The organism is Nocardia sp. NPDC055053, from assembly GCF_053608285.1.
Map to the genome: position 1 here is coordinate 24,685 of NZ_JBSGVD010000039.1, position 22,919 is coordinate 47,603.

The following is a 22,919-nucleotide window of genomic DNA, read 5'->3' on the forward strand; positions in this document are numbered from 1 at the left end:
TCGAACAACAGGGGTAAAGCCCGGGCCGGTGGGGTCACCACCGGCCCGGGCAGGACGGCATCAGTGCGAGATCGCCTTCTCCGCACCGACACCGGTGAGCGCCCGTACTTCCATCTCGGCGGCCTTGGCCGTGTCGACCCGCTCGCCACGGCCACCGGCGAAGGTGCCGGCCACGCCGAGCGCGAACGCCAGCGGGATGGACACGATGCCGGGGTTGGACAGCGGGAACCAGTGGAAATCGGTCCCGGTGATCATCGAGGTCTTGGTGCCCGACACCGCCGGGGAGAACACGATGAGCACGATGGTCGAGATCAGGCCGCCGTACATCGACCACAGCGCGCCGGTGGTGTTGAACCGCTTCCAGAACAGCGAGTACAGGATCGTCGGCAGGTTCGCCGCCGCCGCCACCGCGAACGCCAGCGCCACCAGGAACGCGATGTTCTGGCCGTTGGCGAGAATGCCGAGACCGATCGCGAGCACACCGATCACCACGGCGGTGATCCGCGAGACCCGCACCTGCTTGCGCTCGTCGACATTGCCCTTCTTGAGCACACTGGCGTAGATGTCGTGGGCGAACGAGGCCGAGGCGGTGATCGTCAGACCGGCCACGACGGCGAGGATCGTCGCGAACGCGACCGCCGAGATCACACCGAGCAGGATCACCCCGCCCAGTTCGAACGCCAGCAGCGGAGCCGCCGAGTTCTGCCCGCCTGCCGCGGCGAGGATCTTGTCCGGGCCGACGATGGCCGCCGCGCCGTAGCCGAGCACCAGGGTGAACAGGTAGAACGCGCCGATCAGGCTGATCGCCCAGACCACCGAGCGCCGAGCCTCTTTCGCGGTGGGCACGGTGTAGAAGCGCATCAGCACGTGCGGCAGACCCGCGGTGCCCAGCACCAGCGCCAGGCCGAGCGACAGGAAGTTCAGCTTCGAGGTTTCGCTGCCGCCGTACTGGGCGCCGGGAGCGAGGACGTCACGGGCGGCGACGGCCTTGTTGGCCGACTCGCTCACCGATTCCTGTGCGGCGCCGAGGATGTCGGAGAAGTTGAAGCCGAACTTGGCCAGCACCAGCACCGTCATCAGCGCGGCGCCCGCGATCAGCAGCACCGCCTTGATGATCTGCACCCAGGTGGTGCCCTTCATGCCGCCGACCAGCACGTAGACGATCATCAGCAGGCCGACGATCGCGATCACGACCGATTGCCCCGCCCGCGAGGAGATGTCGAGCAGCAGCGCGACCAGGCCACCCGCGCCCGCCATCTGCGCGAGCAGATAGAACAGCGACACGGTCAGGGTGGTCAGCGCGGCCGCGGTGCGCACCGGGCCCTCCTTCAACCGGAAGCTGAGCACGTCGGCCATCGTGAATTTGCCGGTGTTGCGCAGCATTTCGGCCACCAGCAGGAGCGCGACCAGCCAGGCGACCAGGAACCCGATCGAGTACAGGAACCCGTCGTAGCCGTAGACGGCGATCGCGCCCGCGATACCGAGGAAGCTCGCCGCCGACAGGTAGTCACCGGCGATGGCGATGCCGTTCTGCGGACCGGAGAAGCCGCGGCCGCCGGTGAAATAGTCGGCGGCACTGGCATTGTTGCGGCTGGCCCGGATCACCACGACCATGGTGACCGCGACGAACAGCGCGAAGATGGCGATATTGGCGATGGGGTTACCCACCGTCGTATCCGCGGCAAGAATGTTCACGCGCGGCCTTCCTCGAGAGATTCGCGGATGGCCGCGGCACGCGGGTCCAGCTCACGATTGGCGAAACGGACGTAGAGCCCGGTGATGAGGAATGTGGAGACGAACTGCCCGAGACCGAGCAGCAGACCCACATTGATGTTGCCGAAGACCTTGGCCGCCATGAAGTCGTGCGCGTACGCGCCGAGCAGCACGTAGGTCAGGTACCACACCAGAAACAGCGCGGTCATCGGGAAGACGAAGCGGCGCAGGCGGTTGCGCAGATCCTGGAACTGCGGGCTCGCCTGCACGGCGAGCCATTCGTCGGCACTCGGCGTGCGCCGGTCGGGCGCTTCTTCGGTGTCGGTTTCGGTCATGCCTGGTGGTCCTAGCGTGAGGGGGGTCGTGCGTGGGATGACCGTAAGGTGCCGAGTATGCGCGCGGGATGGTGTGGCGTGGGTCACTCGGTGAAGGTGGTCGCCCGTGCGGTGAACGGTCGCTCTCGCGCGACGAACGGTCAGCGCAAGATCACCGGTTGGCGGCGGTTTCCGGGTCGCGGTCGGCGCTCATGCCGAGTCGTTCCGGCGCGTGCATGCGCAGGAAGATCCCCGCGATCGCCCGTGTGTCCTGGCCCTTCGTGAGCAGGCTGACCAGGATCGTCACCGCGAACGCCAGCGGCACGCTGACCGCGCCCGGATAGTCGACGATCGCCGACGCCCAACCGCCGGCCAGCTCGGGGGAGACCCCGCCCAGCACCGCGAGCACGGTCGCGCCGCCCGCGGTGATCCCGCCGGTGAGCAGCCCGCTCGCCGCGCCCGCCGCGGTCAGCCCGCGCCACCAGATGCCGAGCACCAGCAGTGGGCACAGGGTCGACGCGGCCACCGAGAACGCGAGCGCGACCGTGCGGGACAGGTCGAGGGAGGCGACGGTCAGCGCCAGTGTCAGCGGGACGAGCCCGGCGACGAGAGCGGCGGCGCGGAAGTCCCGGATCCGGCCGCGCAGCACGTCGGTGCTGAGCACGCCGGCGAGGCTGACCAGCAGGCCCGAGGAGGTGGACAGGAACGCCGCGATCGCACCAGCGGCGGCAAGGGCGGCGAGCAGCTGCCCGCCGAGTCCACCGAGCACCGCCCCCGGCAGTAGGACCACCGCGGCGTCGGACGCGCCGGTGATCAGCAATTGCGGCACGTACAGGCGGGCGAAGACGCCGAGCAGGATCGGGAACAGATAGAACAGGCCGACCAGCCCGATCACGGTCAGCGCGGTCCGGCGGGCCGACGGACCGTCCCGGTTGGTGTAGAAGCGGACCAGCACATGCGGCAGACCCATGGTGCCGAGGAAGGTCGCCACGATCAGCGAGAACACCTGGTACTGCGGATGTTCGCCACCGAACCCGCCACCCGCGGCGACCCAGCTCGCACCGTCGGCAGGCGCGCCGGCGACCACCGGGACCGCCGACCCCGGTTCGAGGATCAGTTCGGTGCCTGTCGCCAGGGTGTGGTTTCCGGGAGTGAGCAGGACCGGTCCGTCCTCGGTGCGCCCGTCGAGGGTGCCGGTGACGGTCACCTGCTGCGAAACATCCAGGTGCACCACCACATCGGTGGAGATGTCGACCGTGGTGCGCTGGTCGACCAGCGGCGGCGCCGGGGTACCGACCGGCCGTTCGTCGGCGAGGAAATGCAGGCCGAGTACCAGCGCGGGCACCGCCACCGCGGTCAGTTTGAGCCAGTACTGGAACGCCTGCACCAATGTCACCGACCGCATGCCGCCGCCGATCACATTCGCCAGCACGATCGACCCGACCGCGACGGCCCCCACCCAGTGCGGCGCCCCGAGCAGGATGTGCAGCGTCAGCCCGGCGCCCTGGAACTGCGGGATCAGATACACCGCGCACACCAGCACCACGAGTCCGGCGGCCATGCGCCGCAATCGGATCGAGCCGAGGCGGAACTCCGCGAAATCGGGAACGGTGTAGGCGCCCGATCGGCGTAGCGGCGCGGCGACGAACATCAGCAGTCCCAGATACCCGGCGGTGAAGCCCACCGGATACCACAGCGCGTCGGCGCCATATTTGGCGATGAGTCCCGCTACACCGAGAAACGACGCAGCGGAAAGATATTCTCCGGAGATCGCCGCCGCATTCCACCGCGAGCCCACTGTCCGTGAGGCGACCAGGAAGTCGGAAGTCGTGCGCGACAATCGGACTCCATAGAACCCGATCCCGATGGTGGCCAGTGCCGCCAGCAGCAGCGCGGTCACCGTCAGCGCGGGGCTGCCGGAACTCATCGGGCCCATACCTGGGATGTGGTCGCCGAGCTGGTCGCGCGGGCAGAGCTCGGAAGCATGGTGGCCGGTGCGGGGTTCGCCATCGAACAGTTGTCGCCGAGGGCGGCTATCGGCTTCTTCGCCGTCGATCTCGTGCGGATGGTCGCCGCCGGTCTGTTCGATCGGCCGATCAGCCGAGGCACGCCAGGTGCATTCGAGCGTGCGGGACCGCGCGTCGCTGGGTGCGACACGGCCGACAGGGCAGCGGACAGCACGCGCCGATGCGCAGGGGCGGCCATGTCAGTCGCCGGCCAGTTCCAGGAAGTCGTCTTCGTTGCGCTGCGCCAAGCGCACGTACAGGCGCCCCACCGCGTACAGCGCGGGGAACGCGAGGACGCCGAGGATCAGCCACGGCAGGCGGATGCCTGCCATCGTCGACTCGGCGATCGCATCGATGCCGAACAGCACCGGCAGCGCACCGAAACCGGCGACAACGACCAGGCCGAGGCGCAGTGCCAAACCCAGCTGCGCGCGGATCAGCCCGCCGATGAGCGCGGCGCCGAGATCGGTCTGCTCGACCACCTCGGTGCGGGTGCGCACCTGCCGGGCCCCGCGCCGCTGCGCCAGCACCACCCGTTCCCGTGCAGGCCGCTGCGGGCCGGTCACCGCTGCGACCAGTTCTGTCGCGGACCGTGCACCAGCCGCTGCTTGAGTTCGCGGACCTGACGCCGGCTCACCGGCAGTTCCACAGCACCGGCCGCGCCCTCGGCACGCAGGCACACCACCGTGCCGCTACCCGCAGTGCGCAACCCGGTGACCAGCCGCAACGCCACCAGGTACGACCGGTGCACGCGCAGGAATCCGGCGTCCTCCCACCGTGATTCGAGCGCCGAGAGCGGGATCCGCACCAGATGCGAGCCGGTGCCGGTGTGCAGCCGTGCGTAGTCACCGTCGGCTTCGACCCAGGCGACATCGGCCCGGTTCACCAAAGTGGTCACCCCGCCGAGCTCCACCGGAATCACCTCGCTCGGATGCGCGGGCTTCGGCGGTGTCGCGGCCTGCACCGACACCCTGGCGGCAACGATCCGCCGCACCGCCTCGGCCAGCCGCGCCCCCCGCAACGGCTTCAGCAGATAATCCACCGCCCCCAGATCGAACGCCGCCACCGCATGATCGTCATGCGCCGTCACGAACACCACCGCGGGCGGCTCCGCGAACTCCGACAGAATCCCCGCCAGCTCCATCCCCGTGAGCCCCGGCATATCGATATCGAGAAACACCGCATCGATCGGATGCGCCCGCAACAACCGCAACGCACTCGTCGACTCACCCGCCCGATGAATCTCCCCGACCCCGCTCTGGGTACTCAGCAGATACACCAGCTCATCGAGCGCCGGCTTCTCGTCATCGACGGCGAGCACCCGCAGAGCGGTCAGGGTTTCATCGGTGTTCCAGGTCACAGCCCGTCCATGGTAACCGCCGCCCTAGATCACCGAGAACGGTATCCTCCCCTGTTCACGCGTCGAGGAGGGGCGACACCTGTGATCACCATCCAGCCCAGAACCACAGCGGACCTACCGTTCGCGGCACTGCGTGCGTCGTAGTGGAACCGTTTCTGCGGCCGGTCGTGCGGTGAGACCGGTGGAGCGCCGACGACGAACTGGCGTCAGGCGCGGATGCCGGCGCGGAATTTCGGGACACGCATGCTGACTTTCGTGCCCGCGCCGGGGGCGGTGTCGACGACCAGGCCGTAGTCGTTGCCGAAGGCGGCGCGGAGGCGGTCGTCGACGTTGGCGAGGCCGACGTGGGCGGCTTCGCCGGTGCGGGCGGGGCCGGTGTCGGTGTCGACGGCGTCGAGGGCGCCCGAGCGCAGGAGTTCGGGGTCCATGCCGATGCCGTCGTCCTCGACGCTGATCAGGCAGTCGGTGCCCTCGTCGCTGGCGACGATGCTCAGCTGCCCGCCGCGGGCGCCGCCGCCGAGGCCGTGCCGGACCGCGTTCTCGACGAGTGGTTGCAGGGCCAGAAACGGCAGCACGACACCGAGTACCTCCGGCGCGATCTGCAACCGCACGTCGAGTGCGTCGCCGAAGCGGGCCTGTTCCAGGGCGAGGTAGCGCTCGATATTGCGCAGTTCGTCGGCGAGGACGGTGAATTCGCCCGCGGCGCGGAAGGAATAGCGGGTGAAGTCGGCGAATTCGAGGATGAGTTCGCGGGCCCGGTCGGGGTCGGTGCGGACGAACGAGGCGATCGTGTTGAGCGCGTTGTAGATGAAATGCGGGCTGATCTGCGCCCGCAGCGCCCGCAGTTCGGCCCGGTCGACCCGGGCTCTCGAGGCGTCCAGCTCGGCCAGCTCCAGCTGCCCGCACGCATACCGGGCGACCTCACCCGCAGCCCCGAGCATCCCGGGCCCCGGCTTCCCGGTGGTCACCATCCCGAGCGCCCCCACCGCCGCCCCCGCATCGATCAGCAGCGGCTGCGCGATGAGCGAATGCTCGTCCCCACTGACCAGCACTGCCCGCTCGTCGGCGATCGCCCGCCGCGCCGCCTCGGCGAACGCGTCGACCATCCCGGTATGCGGCCCATCCCACGCCAAGAGCGTCGCTTCCGCATCCACCACCCCCAGCGCCTCGGCCCCGGCCAGCGCCCGCAGATGCGGCGCAGCCTCCCGCGCCGCCTCCGCCGTCAACCCCCGCCGCAACGGCACCGCGGCCAGCGACGCGGTATGCAATGCCTGATGAACCGCCCGCTGCGCAGGCGTGGTCACCACCCGCTGGGTTCGCCGCCATACCAGCCACGCGGTGATCAGCACGATCACCACACACGCCAGCACCACCGCCGTGGTTGTCACCGTGCGCTCCCGTCTGCCCGCGTCACCAACCGGCCACTGTGTCCGCGCGGCCGCTGGGCACGACCAAGCATCCACTCGGCGGGAAACCCCTCGCCACCCGGTGCGGACATCCGCCGATTATCGCCGCAAGCCGACGCGGTGCGCCGGTGATCACCGACAGGCGGCCCGCGCCGGGAACAACGTCGAGAACTAGCGGAAAACAGACGTTGCCCAGGACTCGCCGGTGACCTTCGCCACGACACGCCGGACCGGGCCGAGGCGGGGGTGGGGTGCCCGTGTGGCACGGGAAAAGTTGTCGGACCCACGTGCCTAGAATGCCTAAGCCAACCCCCGTCGACACCCTGGGAGGAAGGACCGTCTTGGCCTCGTCCGGATCGTTCGTTCACCTGCACAACCACACCGAGTACTCGATGCTCGATGGTGCGGCGAAGATTTCGCCGTTGTTCGCGGAGGCGGAGCGGTTGGGTATGACCGCCGTGGGTATGACCGACCACGGCAACATGTACGGCGCCTCGGAGTTCTACAACTCCGCCAAGAAGGCGGGTATCAAGCCGATCATCGGTATCGAGGCCTATATCGCTCCCGAATCGCGTTTCAACACCAAGCGGGTGCAGTGGGGTGATCCGGGGCAGAAGAGTGACGATGTCTCGGGTTCGGGTGCCTATACCCATATGACGATGGTCGCGGAGAACGCGACGGGTCTGCGTAACTTGTTCAAGTTGTCGAGTCTGGCTTCGATCGAGGGTCAGCTGGGCAAGTGGGCGCGGATGGACGAGGAGATCATCGCCCAGCACGCGGAGGGCATCATCGCCACGACGGGCTGCCCGTCGGGTGAGGTGCAGACCCGGCTGCGTCTGGGTCATGAACGTGAGGCGCTCGAGGCCGCCGCGAAGTGGCAGGAGATTTTCGGTAAGGAGAATTTCTTTCTCGAGGTGATGGACCACGGTCTGTCGATCGAGCGCCGGGTCCGTGAGGGGTTGATCAATGTCAGCCGCCAGCTCGAGATCCCGCCGATCGCGACCAACGACTGTCATTACGTCACCAAGGATCAGTCGACCAATCATGAAGCGCTGCTGTGTATTCAGACCGGTAAGACGTTGTCGGATCCGACGCGTTTCAAGTTCGACGGTGACGGCTACTACCTGAAGTCGGCCGCGGAGATGCGCGCGATCTGGGATGCGGAGGTTCCCGGCGCGTGTGACAACACCGAGCTCATCGGTGAGCGGGTGCAGTCCTACGACGATGTGTGGGCCCACCGTGACCGGATGCCGATTTTCCCGGTGCCCGAGGGGCACACGCAGGCCACCTGGCTGCGTAAGGAAGTCCTCGACGGTCTGGATCGGCGTTTCCCCGACGGCCCGCCGCAGGACTACCTGGCGCGTGCCGACTACGAGCTCGGCGTGATCTGCGAGATGGGTTTCCCCGCCTACTTCCTGGTCGTCGGTGACCTGATCCGTCATGCACTCGATGTCGGTATCCGGGTCGGGCCCGGTCGTGGTTCGGCGGCGGGTTCGCTGGTGGCGTATGCGATGGGTATCACCAATATCGACCCGATCCCGCACGGTCTGCTCTTCGAGCGGTTCCTCAATCCCGAGCGTGTGTCGATGCCTGATATCGATATCGACTTCGATGATCGCCGCCGTGGTGAGATGGTCCGCTATGCCACCGACAAGTGGGGCAGCGACCGTGTCGCGCAGGTGATCACGTTCGGCACCATCAAGACCAAGGCCGCGATCAAGGATTCGGCGCGAGTGTTGTTCGGCCAGCCCGGTTTCGCTATCGCCGATCAGATCACCAAGGCGTTGCCGCCGCCGATCATGGCCAAGGACATTTCGGTTTCGGGTATCACCGACCCGGAGCATGAGCGGTATAAGGAAGCCGCTGAGGTGCGTGAGCTGATCGGCTCCAATCCCGATGTCGCCAAGATCTATGAGACCGCTCGCGGCCTGGAGGGCCTGATCCGTAATGCGGGCGTGCACGCTTGCGCGGTGATCATGTCCTCGGAGCCGCTGACTGATGCGATCCCGGTGTGGAAGCGTGCGCAGGATGGCGCGATCATCACCGGTTGGGATTATCCGTCGTGTGAGGCTATCGGCCTGTTGAAGATGGACTTCCTGGGTTTGCGCAACCTCACCGTCATCGGTGATGCCCTGGAGAACATCAAGGCCAACCGCGGCATCGATCTCGACATGGATCACCTGCCGCTCAACGACCCGGCCACCTACGAACTGCTCGCCCGCGGCGACACCCTCGGCGTGTTCCAGCTCGACGGCAGTGCCATGCGCGATCTGCTGCGCCGCATGCAGCCCACCGGCTTCGAGGACATCGTGGCCGTGCTGGCGCTGTATCGCCCCGGCCCGATGGGCATGAACGCCCACAACGACTACGCCGACCGCAAGAACAACCGGCAAGAAGTCAAACCGATCCACCCCGAGCTCGAAGAGCCGCTGAAAGAGATCCTCGCCGACACCTTCGGCCTGATCGTCTATCAGGAACAGATCATGCAGATCGCGCAGAAGGTCGCCGGGTACTCCCTCGGCCAGGCCGATATCCTGCGCCGCGCCATGGGTAAGAAGAAGCTCTCGGTGCTGGAGGAGGCCTACGCGGGCTTCCGCGAGGGCATGCTCGGCAACGACTTCTCCGAACCCGCGATCAAGGCGCTGTGGGACACCATCCTCCCGTTCGCCGGTTACGCGTTCAACAAGTCGCACGCCGCCGGCTACGGCCTCGTCTCCTTCTGGACCGCGTATCTGAAGGCGAACTATCCCGCCGAGTACATGGCCGGTCTGCTCACCTCCGTCGGTGACGACAAGGACAAGGCCGCCATCTACCTGTCGGACTGCCGCAAGATGGGCATCACGGTGCTGCCGCCGGATGTCAACGAGTCCGAACAGAACTTCGCCTCGGTCGGCAAGGACATCCGCTTCGGTCTCGGCGCGGTACGCAATGTCGGCGCCAACGTGGTGTCCTCGATCATCGCCGCCCGCAAGGAGAAGTCGAAGTTCACCGACTTCTCCGACTACCTGAACAAGATCGACGCGATCGCCTGCTCCAAGAAAGTTACCGAATCGCTCATCAAGGCAGGCGGTTTCGACTCCCTCGGGCACCCGCGCAAGGGTCTGCTGCTGATCCATTCCGATGCGATCGACGCGGTGATGTCGACGAAGAAAGCCGAGGCGATCGGCCAGTTCGACCTGTTCGGCGGCTTGGACGACGGCGACGACTCGGTGGCCTCGGTGTTCAACGTGAAGGTCCCCGAGGACGAATGGGAGACCAAGCACAAGCTCGCGCTGGAGCGGGAGATGCTGGGCCTGTACGTGTCCGGGCATCCGCTCAACGGCGTCGAGCACGTGCTGGCCGCCCAGGTCGACACCCCCATCCCGGCGATCCTGGAAGGCGACGTCAAGGACGGCGCGCAGGTCACCATCGGCGGCATCCTCGCCTCGGTGAACCGGCGCATCAACAAGAACGGCCTGGCCTGGGCATCGGCGCAGCTCGAGGACCTCACCGGTGGTGTGGAGGTGCTGTTCTTCCCGCAGTCGTACTCGGTGTACGGCATGGATGTGGTCGAGGACGCGGTGGTGCTGGTCAAGGCCCGTGTCTCCGTCCGTGACGACCGGATCTCGCTGATCGCCAACGACCTTGTCGTGCCTGATCTTTCGGCCATCGGCGTGGCCAAGCCGGTAGCGGTCGTGATGACGACGCGCATGTGCACGCCCGACAAGATCGGTGAACTCAAGAAGGTCCTGTCGCGCCACCCCGGTACCTCGGATGTGCACGTCCGTCACGTCGGCGCCCGTGAGAAGACGACCCTGCTGAAGCTCGACGACAGCTGGCGGGTCTCCCCGTCCTCGGCGTTGATGGGTGACCTGAAGGCACTGCTCGGTCCCGGCTGCCTGGGCTGACAGCCGATCATGGCTTGCCCCGGCGGGTGCTGATCGAAACACCGCCGACGACGGGCTAGCGTCGAGAGATGTGACGACAGCGACTCGACTCGACTCACCGCGGCCCGCGATGCCGTCGCGGCCGCGCGTGCTACCGCGCGCCGGGCTGCTCGTCGCGGTCGGATTGATCGCGCTCCAGCTGGTGCTGCGTAGCTGGGTCGCCGCGTCGGGGTTCTTCTACTGGGACGATTTCATCCTGATCGGCGAGGTGGGCAGGCATCCGCTGTGGTCGGCCGAGCTGCTGTTCACCAGCCACGACGGGCATGTGATGCCGCTGGCGTTCGTGCTGACCTGGGTGGTGACCGCGGTGGCGCCGCTGCAATGGGGTGCGGCGGCCGGCGTGCTGGTCGCGTTGCAATTGCTGGCCTCGCTGGCGGTGCTGCGGCTGGTCGTGGTGCTGCTCGGGACCGGCGCGCGGATGCTGGTGCCGCTGATCTTCTACCTGTTCGTGCCGTTGACGGTGCCCGCGTTCGCCTGGTGGTCGGCGGCGGTGAACGCGCTGCCGTTACAGATCGCGCTCGCCTGGGTGAGCGCGGACGCGGTGCTGCTCGTGCGGACCGGGCGCAGGCGCTACGCGGTCTCGGGCGCGGCGGTGTTCGCGGTGGCGCTGCTGTGCTTCGAGAAGGCCGTCGTCGTGCTGCCGGTCGCCTTCGTGGTGGTGGCGCTGCTGGCGTACGTGTCGGGGAACTCGGTGCGCGCGGCCGCCCGGCGCGGTGCCGCGTTGTGGACGGCGGCGGGCGCGGTGCTGCTGGCCTGGTCGGCGTTCTTCCTGCTCGTCATCCAGCGGCCACGCGGACTATCCCGGCCCGAACAACCCACCGCCCTGCTGCGACAGGCGCTCTCGGACGGCTTGGTCCCCGCCCTGTTCGGCGGACCGTGGCGCTGGGAACGTTGGCAACCCGCGACCCCGTGGGCGGACCCGCCGGGTATCGCGGTCGCCCTGTGCTGGACGGTGCTGATCCTGTTCGCGGCGTGGACGATCCGCACGCGCGTCCGGGTCGGCGTGGTCTGGGCGTGCATGGCCGCCTACACGGTGCTGACCGTCGCGCCCGTGGTGGTGCTGCGCGACGGGCCGGGCACCGCGGCGCTACTGCTGCAGTCCATCCGCTACTTCGCGGATTTCGCCGTCATCGCCTGCCTCGGCGTGGCACTGATCATGACTGCCCCGCGCTCTGCACCTCGCGATACCAGAACTGCTGCCGCATCGTCTGATCCGCTTGCCGCATCGACGCCTTCCCGAAGTCACATCGCCGCTGCTGACCTAGGCAAGGCGGGCATCGCTGCCGCGCGCGACGCCGGCGATATGGGCGGTGTGGGTGACCTTCGCGTCGGCGGCAGCCTTCATGGATACCGGGATGTCCGCAGCAGTGCGTGGCTCGCGGGGCGGGAACTTCCGGTGCGGCGTATCGCGGGCGTGACAGTGGCCGTGATCTTTGTGGCGAGCAGTGTGTTTTCGACGATCACTTTCACCCGATCGTGGGAGCCGAGTCCCGCCCGCACCTACGTCACCGGTGTCCGCGCCGCGCTACCGGGCGCGGACGCACCGCTGCTGCCGCAAGAGGTCCCGTGGAATGTGCTGAATCCCTTGGCCTTTCCGCAGAACATGACTGACCGAGTCTTCGCTTCGCTCGCCGGGCCAGGTACTTTCGCCCGGTCGACGCCGCACCTGCGGATGTTCACCGACGACGGAGACCTCGTCGACGCCCAGGTCTGGTGGAATCGCTCCATCGTGCCCGCCCCCGAACCCGGCTGCGGCTACCGGGTGGCCGGGGGAGAGGCGGTGCGGCTGCCGCTGGACGGTCCGATGCAGATCCGCGAATGGACCACCCAGCTCAACTACCTCGCCGATCAGGACGGCTCGATCGCCGTGTCGTTCGAGGGCGGCGCCGAAACCGTCGCCGAGGTGCGGGCCGGACTGCATCCGGTCTATCTCCGCATGCTCGGCGGCGGTTCGGCACTGCGCGTGCGCGCGCTCACCCCCGGCGCCGAACTGTGCTTCGGCGCGGGACCGGTCGGCGTGGTGGCACACGATTGACATCCGTCAGCCTCCGTTGGCCCGGCTGTGTCGCTCGATCAGGCCGGACCTGGTGCGGCTGCTCGCCACGCCCTCCGGCCAGAACGTGAGGCCGGGCGCCCTGCCACGGCCGCCACTCGTTGCCCGCCGGTGAGGGGCGGATCAGACCTCGTCGACCGCGACAGCGGCGATATCCCGTAGCCGCGTCGCCAGCGGTTCGGCCGCCACCGCCGCCGCACGCTCCAGCGTCGCGGGATCGGCCACGGTCCGCGCGGCGTGCAGCAGCGCGTCGGCATCCAGACCGCGGAGGCAGGCCGTCAGCTGCTCGTCGGTGGCGACCCCGATGATCGAGCCGAGCGTGAGCCAGTCCTCGCGGGCGGCGAGTTCGCGGCTCACCGCCAGCGACATGTCCACCGGCAGCCCGGCGATCAATTCCGCCGACCGCTGCAGATCGAGGTAGGCGGCTGCCCTGGCGAGGAACTCGGGGCGCAGCCGTCGCGCCACCGAGATCGCGCGCGGGATGTCGAGCACGCTGGCCAGGTGGGCGGTCATCAGCACGCTGTCGTTGTGGGTGGCGACCTTGGCGGCGACGGGGGCGGGCAGCACTCGGACCGCGGCGAGGATCTTGCCGAGACCGTCGGTGGTGGCGTCGAAGAAATAGCCGGTCACCAGCCTGCGGAAGGTGTCGATATCGGCGGCGGGGCGATCGGCGAGGAAGCTCAGGCGTTCGTCGGGGACGTCGAGCGCGGCGGCGAGCCGGGAGATGGCGACGGCGGACGCGGTCACAGTCCCACCACCTTGCGCACCGCGCCGCGCAGGAAGACGGGCAGGTTGTCGAGGGCGCCGAAGGCATCGGCGGTGAGCGCGTCGATCCGGTGCTGCAGTCCGGCCTCGACCAGTCCGGTCAGGTCGGCGAGCTGCTCGGGGGTCAGCTCGGCGAAGCTCGGCGGCAGCGGGGAATTCAGCAGTCGACCTAGGTCGTCGGCGGGGGAGTCGGTCATCGCGCCTTCCTGGACGGCAGTGGGATCTCGAAACTCTTCGGCCCCAAAGTAATCGAGCCGTTGAATATTCGCCGAGCCGGACCGGGCAGCCATGGTCGTCCTGCCTGATCACCGCGCGCGTGCGATGCTGGGGCCATGAGGCAGTTTCGGGTGTGGGCGCCGGAGGCGGGGGCGGTGCGGCTGCAACTGGAGGGGGTGACGCACCCGATGCGCCGCAATGGCGGCGGCTGGTGGTCGGTCAAGGCAGACGCAGGTCAGGGCGCCAGATACGGCTTCGCCATCGATGACGATCCGGCGGTCCTGCCCGATCCGCGCTCGCCGCGTCAGCCCGACGGCGTCCACGAACCCTCCGCCGTGCACGACCTCGATCCCGGCGTCTGGACCGATCAGGGCTGGACCGGCAGGCAACTCGCCGGCTCGGTGTTCTACGAGCTGCACATCGGCACCTTCACCCCCGACGGCACCTTCGACGCCGCGATCGACCGGCTCGACCACCTCGTCGCCCTCGGCGTCACCACCGTAGAGCTGATGCCGGTCAACGCGTTCGACGGCACCCACAACTGGGGCTACGACGGCGTGCTCTGGTACGCGGTGCAGGAGAGCTACGGCGGACCCGACGGCCTGCAACGCTTCGTCGACGCCTGCCACGCCCGCGGCCTCGCGGTCTGCCTGGACGTGGTCTACAACCACCTCGGCCCCTCCGGCAACTACCTCCCGCGCTTCGGCCCCTACCTCACCGGGGGCCGCAACACCTGGGGGCAGAGCGTCAACCTGGATGGTCCCGGCTCGGACGCGGTCCGCCGCCACATCATCGACAACGCCCTGCGCTGGCTGCGCGACTTCCACATCGACGCCTTGCGCATCGACGCCGTCCACGCCCTCGTCGACCACACCGCGACTCATCTGCTCGAGGAGCTGGTCGTCGAAACCACCGCCCTGTCAGCACATCTGGGCCGCCCACTCAGCCTGATCGCCGAGAGCGACCTCAACGACCCCCGCCTGATCACGCCCCGCGCGGCGGGCGGCTACGGCCTGACAGGTCAGTGGAACGACGACCTGCACCACGCGGTCCACACCGCCGTCTCCGGCGAACGACAGGGCTACTACGCCGATTTCGGCTCCCTGGCCTGCCTGGCGCAGACCCTCACCCACGGGTTCTTCCACGCCGCGACGTATTCCAGCTTCCGTGGCCGCACCCACGGCACGCCACTGCGCCGCGACCTGATTCCCGGCAGCGCCCTGCTCGGTTACACCTGCACCCACGACCAGATCGGCAACCGGGCCGTCGGGGACCGGCCGGGCGACTACCTCACCCCCGGCCAGCTCGCGGTGAAAGCGGCACTGGTGTTGCTCTCGGCGAGCACGCCGATGCTGTTCATGGGGGAGGAGTGGGGCGCGCGCACGCCGTTCCAGTTCTTCACCTCGCACACCGATCCGGTCGTCGCCGCCGCCACGGCGACCGGGCGCAGGGCCGAGTTCGCCGAGCACGGCTGGGCCACCGACGACGTGCCCGACCCGCAGGACCCGGGCACTTTCACCCGATCCAAGCTCGACTGGACCGAACCGGCCCGCGAACCCCACGCCCGGCTGCTCGCCTGCTATCGCGCCCTGCTCGCACTGCGCAGATCCAGGGCGGAGTTCACCGACCCCTGGCTGGAACGGGTCTGGGCAGACTACGACGAGGCGCGGCGCTGGTTCGTGCTGCGGCGCGGCCGGATCTCGGTGGTGTGCAACCTGGCCGAGGACGAGGCGGTGATCCCGGTGCACGGCCGGGTGCTGCTCGCGTGGTCGCCCGCCACCGAATCCGGTGCGGGGACACTCATCTCGGGCCACAGTTTCGCCGTGCTCGAAGAAGGTGACGGCGCGGGCACCGTGGTCACCGAGTGATACGTCCAGGGCACGGCTAGGGCACGGTCGGTGTCCGACCGTTGCCCAGGCGAACTGACGACCGTACGGTAATACGATGAGCAACGACGCTTACGGGCAGGACAGTGCTGCCCTTCCGGCCGGTGTCGGCGGTTTCGCCCCGGCCGGATTCGGTCCGCTGGTGCGCGCCTTCGCCACCTTGGTCGGCCATCGCCGTGGTGCGGGCGGCGCCCTCGCGATCTATCGGCACGGGGAACCACTGGCACATCTGTGGACCGGCAGCGCCGGGGACCGGCCGTGGACGGCCGACACCGCGCCCATCGTGTTCTCCGCGACCAAGGGCGTCACCGCGACCGTCATCCACCGGCTCGCCGATCGCGGCCTGATCGACTACCAGGCGCCGGTCGCCGAATACTGGCCGCGTTTCGCCGCCAACGGCAAGGGCGCGATCACCGTCGCCGACGTGCTCACCCACCGTTCCGGGCTGTCCTCGCTGCCCGCGGTCGCCGCCACCGCCGCCGAATCCCTCGATCACGAGCTGATGGAGGACCGGCTCGCGCTGGCCGCGCCCGACCGGCTGCTCGGCGTCCCGACCTACCACGCGCTGACCTACGGCTGGCTGCTCGCCGGCCTGGCCAGGGCAGTCACCGGCCAGGGCATGGGCGAGCTCATCCGCACCGAGGTCACCGATCCGCTCGGCATCGACGGCATCCATCTCGGCCGTCCGGCCGCTGGTTCGTCGACCGAGTACGCGCGACTGGCCGGGGCGCACCTGAAACTGGCCGGCCACCCGATCGCCGCCGGATTCCTCGACCGCGTCGGCATGCGCGTCCCCGGCCCACTCGGTGCCGCCGCGCGGTGCCTGTTCGTCGTCGGTCTCGACAGCATTCTCGATGGCGACGAGCCGACGATCCTCGACACCGAGATGCCCGCCGGCAACGGCGTCTGCACCGCGGCGGGCCTGGCCACGATGTACGCGGCGCTGGCCGACGGCCGCACCGTCGACGGTCGCCCGTTCCTGCAGCCGAGCACGCACGCGGCGATCCGCCGCGTGCAGACCTACCAGCTCGACCACGCCCTGTTCTATCTGCCGATGATGTGGCACCTCGGCTACCACTCCCTGCCGATGCCCGGCGCCAGGAACGGCTTCGGCCACATCGGGCTCGGCGGTTCCTTCGGCTGGGTCGACCCGCGCTCGGGACTGTCGATCGCTTACGTGCACAACCGGCTCGACCAGGCCCTGCTGCCCTATGACCAGCTGGCCCTCGGCTGGCTGCTGCCACTGGCCGTCGCGGGCGCGAACGCCACCCGCAGCCGCGGGCCGAAGATCGACCGCGCGGCCGCGTAACCGCTCAGGTGAGGTAGCGATAGGCGGGAGAACCCGGTTCCAGGCGCTCGGCCTGGATCGGGGACTCCTCGATGCGATGCAGCAGCGACGCCAGATCATCGGTGGCGCCGAGTTCGATGCCGACCAGCGCCGCCCCGGTCTCCCGGTTGTTGCGCTTGACGTACTCGAACATGGTGATGTCGTCGTCGGGGCCGAGGACATCGTCGAGGAAGCGGCGCAGCGCACCGGGTTCCTGCGGGAAGTCGACGAGGAAGTAGTGCTTGAGTCCCCGGTGCACCAGCGAGCGTTCGATGATCTCGCCGTAGCGCGAGACGTCGTTGTTGCCGCCGGAGACCAGGACGACCACCGTGGTTCCCGGCTCGATGTCGACCTCGGCGAGCGCCGCCGTGGCCAGCGCGCCCGCGGGCTCGGCGATGATGCCCTCGTTCTGGTACAGGCCGAGCATCGCGGTGCAGATGGCGCCTTCGTCGACGTGCATCATCCGGAAAGACGCTGTGCCGGTGGGGGAATCGGTGGTGCTGAGCAGCGGGAGCGAGCCGTGCGAGACCACGCGTCCGCCGAAGGCGGACACCGCCTGGTAGGGCAGGTCGCCGATGCGGCGCACGGCGGCGCCGTCGACGAACGGGTCGATCTCGGGCAGCGTCACCGGGCCGTGCGCCACCAGGGCCGCGGTCATCGAGGCCGCGCCCGTTGGCTCGACACCGAGCAGGCCGGTCTGCGGCGCGCGTTCGCGCAGGTAGGTGCCGATGCCGGCGAGGCAACCGCCACCACCGACCGGGACGATGACCAGGTCGGGCGCGGCGCCGAGCTGCTCGAGGAATTCCGCGGCGATGGTGCCCTGGCCCGCGGCGGTGCGCGGGTCGTCGAACGGCGGCACCATGGTCGCGCCGGTGCGGGCGACATCGTCGGCGGCGGCCGCGGCGGCCGCGTCGTAGGTCTCGCCGACGGCGATGAGCTCGACGAACTCGCCGCCGTGTACGCGGATGCGGTCGCGCTTCTGCTTCGGGGTGGTGGTCGGCACGTAGATCCGCCCGCGCACGCCCATCGCCTGGCAGGCGAAGGCGACGCCCTGCGCGTGGTTGCCCGCGCTGGCCGCGACGACGCCCGCCGCGCGCTCGGCGGCGGTGAGCTGGACCATCAGGTTGTAGGCGCCGCGCAGCTTGTACGAGCGCACCGCGGTGAGGTCTTCGCGCTTGAGGTACACCTGCGCACCGGTGCTCGCCGACAGCCGCGCGGAGTACTGCAGCGGGGTCGGCTCGATGATGTCGGAAATTCGCTTGGCGGCGGCGTCGATCTCGTCCGCGGTCAGCGGCGGACGGGTTACGGACACTTCGGCAACGTCAGCGATGGGGGACACCCGGTAAATGGTACCGAGGCGGGAACGGCGCCCCGAGGGCGCGCCTCCCGTGGCCTGCACCGAACCCGCCGGGTGACGGGCTCGGTGGGCGCGGACGCTAGCGCGGGGTGAGGACGAAGACCGGAATCTGGCGATCGGTCTTCTTCTGGTACTCGGCGTAGTCCGGCCACACCTCGACCGCACGCCCCCACCACCGCGCCTTCTCCTCGCCGAAGACCTCGCGGGCGGTGTAGTCCTTGGTGGTCGTTCCGTCACGCAGTTCGACGTGCGGTTCGGCCGTGATGTTGAAGTACCAGACCGGGTGCTTCGGCGCGCCGCCCAGCGAGGCGACGACGGCGTACTCACCGTCGTGCTCGACGCGCATCAGCGGCGTCTTGCGCAGCTTGCCGGTCTTGGCGCCCTTGGTGGTGAGCAGGACGACGGGCTTGCCCTGGAGCGACGTGCCGGTGGCTCCGCCGGAGTTCTCGTAGGTCTCGGCCTGCTTCCGGGCCCAGTCCGAAGTGCTCGGTGCGTACTCTCCTGTCAGTGGCATGACCTGCACAACGATTCCGTGTCGTGTGATGTTCCCGACAAGCCTGTTCACGAAAGTTCGGTGGCCCGAACTTCGACGTGCGTCTATCCTGTGTGCATGGCAGTGGTCACCCCATCGGCAGCATCCGCGACGGTCGACATCGCGGGCAGTGCCTGGCCGGTCTACAAGCTCGAGGCGCTGGTCGCCGGGCTCGTCGTCGGTGCCCTGCTGCTGCTGATCCTCGGTTCGCCGCAATCCGCGGTGCTGGCCGCGGCCGCCGTCGCCGCCCTGCGCTGGTCGGTCGGCGCCGTCCGCGCGCACTCACTGCGCTAGGTCGAGCTCGCTCAGCTCCCCGCGCGAGAGCACACCCAATTTCGGATACGCCTTGTACAGGTGATGCCCGACCGTGCGATGGCTCAGGACCAGGCGCGCGGCGATCTCCCGATTCGACAGTCCCTGCGCGGCCAGCCGCACGATCTGTGACTCCTGCGGGGTCAGCACGCTGAGCGGACCTGCGCTCGCCTTGGCGCCGGTACCCACCCCGAGCGCGGCCAGTTCGGTGCGGGTCCGGTCGGACCAGGGTGTGGCGTCGAGTCGTTCGAACAGCTCGAGTGCCTGTGCCAGCTGCCCGCGCGCGTCGACCTTGCGCTTTTCCCTGCGCAGCCATTCCCCGTAGAGCAGGCGGGTGCGGGCTTCGTCGAACGGACGGTTCCCGGCGAGCGCGGCCAGGAAGTGCTGTTCGGCCTCCGGCCCGCCGGCCAGCAGCGCACTGCCTCTGGCGGCCAGCGCCGCGATCCATTCCTGTCCCGTCTGTGCCGACCACGCCGTGAGCCTCGCCAATGCCTCGGCCGCCTGTTCGGTCGCGCCGAGCCGCGTCGCGACCTCGATCTGGTCCGCGAGACAGCGCAATCCGCTGACGTGATGGCGGGCCGGTTCGACCGTCATGTGCTCGAGTTCGGCCCTTGCCTGCTCGAGGCTGCCCCTGCCGAGAGCGAGCAGCGCCAGCGCCGCGTGCGCCCACGGCGCCCCGACCGACTGCGCTCCACCGAACTCCTCGGCCGCCGCGCGATCGGCGTACGCGCGGCAGGACTTCTCGTCACCGCGCACCGCCGCCAGATAGGCCAGGAACGCGGTGAGCTGACTGATCCACTGCGGCTGGCCGATGTCCTCGGCGATCCGCAACCCCTCCTCCGCGGCGACCAGGGCCTCCCCGGGGCGTCCACCGAACAGCGCGGCCTCGGAACGGAAGAACAGCAGCGGCGCGAGCAAGGCGATCCGGCCCTGCTCGCGGCTCTCGCCGATGAGCTCGTCGGCCAGCTCGCCGACCTGGTCGTCCTGGCCGACGACCAGCCCGCTGCCGCACAACTGGACGAGGTCGGCAGGGCTGTCGGCGCCGTTCGCGCGGGCTGTGTCCGCCGCATCGCGCAGGTCGACCGTGCGGTTCCCGGCTACGGATCCGGTGAGGTATCGCACGATCGGGGTGATGGGATCGTCTTCGTCCAGGCGCAGCGTGGCCAGCAGTTCCGCGACCTCGTCGAGTTCGGCGGGTCCGAGATACCAGGCGGTATGCACCGCCCTGGTGACGATGCGCGCCGCACCCCGCGGATCCGTTTCCCGTACCGCTGCGGCCGCTCCCATCAGGCGCCGATGCGCGGAACCCGGCTTGCCCGCCGCGAATTCGGCTTGCGCGCGAACCAGGTCGAGACGCAGGTCGTACCCGTCACCGGTGGCCTGTGGCGAGGCCTGGTCTACCGCAGGCGCCGGTCGGCCGGTCTGCGCGGTCTCGGTGGCGAGGACGAGCCTGCGCAACCGAGCATCACCGTCGGCGTTCAGTGCCGCTGCCCGGTCGGCGAGGTGGGCGGCCTGGGCGGTGAGTCCGGCCTCGGTGGCGGTCTCGGCGGCGAGGACGAGCCTGCGCAGCCGGGCTTCGGTGTCGACGCTCAGTGCCGCGGCGCGGTCGTAGGCGGCGACCGCGCCGTGGAATCCGTTGCGGCGCCTGACCCGATCGGCGGTGTGCTCGAGCGCGGTCGCGGCGTGCTCGTCGGGACCCGTTGCGGCACAGGCGAGATGCCACGCTCGCAGATCGGCCGTGTCGTTGCCGCCGCCGAGCGCGTCGGCGAGGGCTCGGTGGGTGGCGAGCCGGTCGGTGAGCGCGGAACCCCGGTACGCCGCGGCGCGGGACAGCGGGTGACGCCAAGTCAGAGTCTGTCCGTCGGTGTTGATGAGGCCTGCGTCCGCGGCCGGTTGCAGATCGGGCAGCGCCGCACCCAGTACCGCGGCGGCGCGCACCACCGGCGCGAGCTCTCCGGCGCCCGATGCCGCGGCAACGAGCAGGATTGTCCGGGTGGCAGCAGGGAGCCTGGCGATCCGGCCGTGGAAAGCCAGCTGTAGTCGCTGCGTCAGCGGCAACGGATTCAGGTCGTCCGTCGCGCCGACCACCGACGGAAGTTCCAGCAGGGCAAGCGGATTGCCGCCCGACTCCGCGAGCAACCGATACCGCGTCGCCGGCGTCAGCCGGGTCGGTCCGGCGTCGAGCAGCGCCGCGGCGGCGTCGGCGCGCAGCCCGGACAGCGCCAGTTCGGGCAGGCCGGGCGCGGGAAAGTCGTCGGGGCCGGAGCGGGTGGCGAACAGCATCACCACGCCCTCGGCGTCGAGCCTGCGTGCCGCGAACAACAGCGTCTCCGCCGTCGCCCGGTCCAGCCAGTGCGCGTCGTCGATCAGGCACAGCAGCGGGCCCTCGGCCGCCTCCTCGGCCAGCAGCGTCAGCAGGGCGAGACCGATCAGCATCCGGTCGGCGGGGGTACTGTCGCCGAGTCCGAACGCGGCTTCCATGGCGTCGCGCTGCCGCGGCGGCAACTGCCGCACCAGCTCCATCCCGGGCCGCACCAGCAGATGCAGTGCGGCGAAAGGCAATTCGGCCTCCGACTCGATCCCCGCGCTGCGCACTGTCGGAATGCCCTGCGCCGCCGCGTAATCCAGCAGTGCGGACTTGCCGATCCCGGCCTCGCCACGCAGCACCAGCGCCCCGCTGCGCCCGCCCCTCGCCCCGGTCAGCAGGTCGTCGATGGTGGCCTGTTCGGCTTCGCGTCCGTGCAGCATGCGCACCACGGTATCGCCGTACCGGTACCGGCGGTAAGTACGTCGCGCGAAGTACCTATAGGCGACTGATTCGGCGGACCCCCGGTGCGCCATAACGTAGGTGTCATCGCAGGAACAACCAGCGAAACGCCAGCTCACAGCATATTTCGGAGGTCGAGATGAACACCGTCGTCGCGCAGTACCTGGAGGCATGGAACACCCGCGAACCCGGCGCCCGCCGCGCCGCTGTCGCCCGCCTGTTCACCCCGGAGGCGCGCTATGTCGACCCCCTGGTCGCGGTCACCGGCCACGCCGAACTCGAGGCGGCCATCGCCGGCGTGCAGACCCAGTTCCCCGACTGGACCTTCCGCCTGGCCGGACCGGTCGACGCCCACCACGACCAGGTGCGCTTCACCTGGGGCCTCGGCCCCGCCGACGGCGACCCCGTCGTGATCGGCTTCGACGTCGCCGTGCTCGCCGAGGGCCGCATCGACAGCGTCTACGGCTTCCTCGACCAGGTCCCCGCCCCCGCCTGACCCACCCTTCCCGAACCAGGAGATCCGCCATGACCACCGCCACCGCCCCGTCCCGCCTGTCCGCCCTGCTCGCTCCGGGCGAGCCGCTGCTGCGCCTGTCGCTGCGCCTCGACGCCGTCGTCACCACCGTGAACGGCCTCGCCTACCTCGCGCTGGCACAGCCGCTGGAACGACTGCTCGGCCTCGATTCCCGGGCAGGCCTCGCCATCGGCGCCTTCCTCACCGCCTACGGCCTCGCGGTCGCCGTGGTCGGCCGGAAGTCGCCAGTGCCCCGGTCCGGTGCGGCGGCGGTGGCGATCGGCAACGCGACCTGGGTCGTCGCGAGTCTGCTCGCCCTGGTCACCGGCGTCCTCGGACTGACCGTCGCCGGCGCCGTCTGGGCGGTGATGCAGGCGGTCACGGTCGGCGCCTTCGCCGCACTGCAGTACCGGGGCCTGCGCGGCATCGGCCACTGACCACCCGCAACGCGGACCGGAAACGCGG

At 69.4% G+C, this 22,919-nt stretch carries 18 protein-coding genes; 7 read left to right on the forward strand and 11 right to left on the reverse strand.

Annotated features, from left to right (window positions below; all coding sequences use genetic code 11):
* Window positions 1–60: 60 nt before the first annotated feature.
* The 6 genes from ACWF82_RS29105 to ACWF82_RS29130 all read right to left on the reverse strand — a co-directional run bounded on the left by ACWF82_RS29105 (window position 61) and on the right by ACWF82_RS29130 (window position 6,781).
* Window positions 61–1,695 (reverse strand): solute symporter family protein, encoded by a 1,635-nt coding sequence (locus ACWF82_RS29105; RefSeq protein ID WP_452506317.1) that lies wholly within the window; start codon window positions 1,693–1,695, stop codon window positions 61–63.
* Window positions 1,692–2,048: a DUF485 domain-containing protein gene (locus tag ACWF82_RS29110; RefSeq protein ID WP_452506319.1), complete on the reverse strand. Its 357-nt coding sequence runs from the start codon at window positions 2,046–2,048 to the stop codon at window positions 1,692–1,694. Before ACWF82_RS29110 ends, ACWF82_RS29105 begins: the two co-directional genes overlap by 4 nt.
* Window positions 2,049–2,199: 151 nt before the next feature.
* Window positions 2,200–3,954: a sodium/solute symporter gene (locus ACWF82_RS29115; RefSeq protein WP_452506321.1), complete on the reverse strand. Its 1,755-nt coding sequence runs from the start codon at window positions 3,952–3,954 to the stop codon at window positions 2,200–2,202.
* A gap of 279 nt (window positions 3,955–4,233) precedes the next feature.
* On the reverse strand, window positions 4,234–4,599 hold the full coding sequence (locus ACWF82_RS29120; RefSeq protein WP_452506323.1) for a hypothetical protein: 366 nt from the start codon (window positions 4,597–4,599) through the stop codon (window positions 4,234–4,236).
* A complete protein-coding gene (locus tag ACWF82_RS29125) occupies window positions 4,596–5,393 on the reverse strand; it encodes a LytR/AlgR family response regulator transcription factor (RefSeq protein ID WP_452506325.1) in 798 nt (265 codons plus the stop codon). Before ACWF82_RS29125 ends, ACWF82_RS29120 begins: the two co-directional genes overlap by 4 nt.
* Window positions 5,394–5,599: 206 nt before the next feature.
* The gene (locus ACWF82_RS29130) at window positions 5,600–6,781 is read right to left on the reverse strand and encodes a sensor histidine kinase (protein ID WP_452506327.1); all 1,182 of its coding nucleotides are present in this window, start codon (window positions 6,779–6,781) and stop codon (window positions 5,600–5,602) included.
* Between the two features lie 314 nt (window positions 6,782–7,095).
* On the opposite strand from ACWF82_RS29130, the gene dnaE reads away from it, so the two are divergent.
* Together dnaE and ACWF82_RS29140 are read left to right on the forward strand one after the other, a co-directional pair.
* Entirely contained in the window at window positions 7,096–10,686 is a 3,591-nt protein-coding gene (dnaE, locus tag ACWF82_RS29135; RefSeq protein ID WP_452506360.1) for a DNA polymerase III subunit alpha, read from the forward strand.
* Between the two features lie 70 nt (window positions 10,687–10,756).
* Window positions 10,757–12,760, forward strand: a complete 2,004-nt coding sequence (locus ACWF82_RS29140) for a hypothetical protein (protein WP_452506329.1) — start codon at window positions 10,757–10,759, stop codon at window positions 12,758–12,760.
* A 141-nt stretch (window positions 12,761–12,901) separates the two neighbouring features.
* Here ACWF82_RS29140 and ACWF82_RS29145 read toward each other — a convergent pair whose 3' ends face one another.
* Together ACWF82_RS29145 and ACWF82_RS29150 are read right to left on the reverse strand one after the other, a co-directional pair.
* Window positions 12,902–13,525: a hypothetical protein gene (locus tag ACWF82_RS29145; protein WP_452506330.1), complete on the reverse strand. Its 624-nt coding sequence runs from the start codon at window positions 13,523–13,525 to the stop codon at window positions 12,902–12,904.
* A complete protein-coding gene (locus ACWF82_RS29150) occupies window positions 13,522–13,740 on the reverse strand; it encodes a hypothetical protein (protein ID WP_189034826.1) in 219 nt (72 codons plus the stop codon). Before ACWF82_RS29150 ends, ACWF82_RS29145 begins: the two co-directional genes overlap by 4 nt.
* A gap of 135 nt (window positions 13,741–13,875) precedes the next feature.
* Between ACWF82_RS29150 and treZ the strand changes: the two genes are divergently transcribed.
* Both treZ and ACWF82_RS29160 read left to right on the forward strand, forming a co-directional pair.
* A complete protein-coding gene (gene treZ / locus ACWF82_RS29155; RefSeq protein WP_452506332.1) occupies window positions 13,876–15,627 on the forward strand; it encodes a malto-oligosyltrehalose trehalohydrolase in 1,752 nt (583 codons plus the stop codon).
* Window positions 15,628–15,703: 76 nt separating this feature from the next.
* The gene (locus ACWF82_RS29160; RefSeq protein ID WP_452506334.1) at window positions 15,704–16,954 is read left to right on the forward strand and encodes a serine hydrolase domain-containing protein; all 1,251 of its coding nucleotides are present in this window, start codon (window positions 15,704–15,706) and stop codon (window positions 16,952–16,954) included.
* A gap of 4 nt (window positions 16,955–16,958) precedes the next feature.
* Here the strand turns inward: ACWF82_RS29160 and ilvA are convergent, their stop codons facing one another.
* On the reverse strand, window positions 16,959–18,311 hold the full coding sequence (gene ilvA, locus ACWF82_RS29165; protein WP_452506336.1) for a threonine ammonia-lyase IlvA: 1,353 nt from the start codon (window positions 18,309–18,311) through the stop codon (window positions 16,959–16,961).
* A gap of 97 nt (window positions 18,312–18,408) precedes the next feature.
* On the reverse strand, window positions 18,409–18,843 hold the full coding sequence (locus ACWF82_RS29170; protein ID WP_452506338.1) for a nitroreductase family deazaflavin-dependent oxidoreductase: 435 nt from the start codon (window positions 18,841–18,843) through the stop codon (window positions 18,409–18,411).
* Window positions 18,844–18,939: 96 nt separating this feature from the next.
* Here ACWF82_RS29170 and ACWF82_RS29175 point away from each other — a divergent pair, with 96 nt between their 5' ends.
* Window positions 18,940–19,155, forward strand: coding sequence for a hypothetical protein (locus ACWF82_RS29175; protein WP_452506340.1), 216 nt, complete (start codon window positions 18,940–18,942; stop codon window positions 19,153–19,155).
* Here ACWF82_RS29175 and ACWF82_RS29180 read toward each other — a convergent pair.
* Window positions 19,144–21,921, reverse strand: a complete 2,778-nt coding sequence (locus ACWF82_RS29180; protein WP_452506342.1) for an AAA family ATPase — start codon at window positions 21,919–21,921, stop codon at window positions 19,144–19,146. The genes ACWF82_RS29175 and ACWF82_RS29180 overlap by 12 nt on opposite strands.
* A 158-nt stretch (window positions 21,922–22,079) precedes the next feature.
* Between ACWF82_RS29180 and ACWF82_RS29185 the strand changes: the two genes are divergently transcribed.
* Together ACWF82_RS29185 and ACWF82_RS29190 are read left to right on the forward strand one after the other, a co-directional pair.
* Window positions 22,080–22,436 (forward strand): nuclear transport factor 2 family protein, encoded by a 357-nt coding sequence (locus ACWF82_RS29185; protein WP_452506344.1) that lies wholly within the window; start codon window positions 22,080–22,082, stop codon window positions 22,434–22,436.
* A gap of 29 nt (window positions 22,437–22,465) precedes the next feature.
* Window positions 22,466–22,891, forward strand: a complete 426-nt coding sequence (locus ACWF82_RS29190; RefSeq protein ID WP_452506346.1) for a hypothetical protein — start codon at window positions 22,466–22,468, stop codon at window positions 22,889–22,891.
* The last annotated feature ends 28 nt before the right edge of the window (window positions 22,892–22,919 follow it).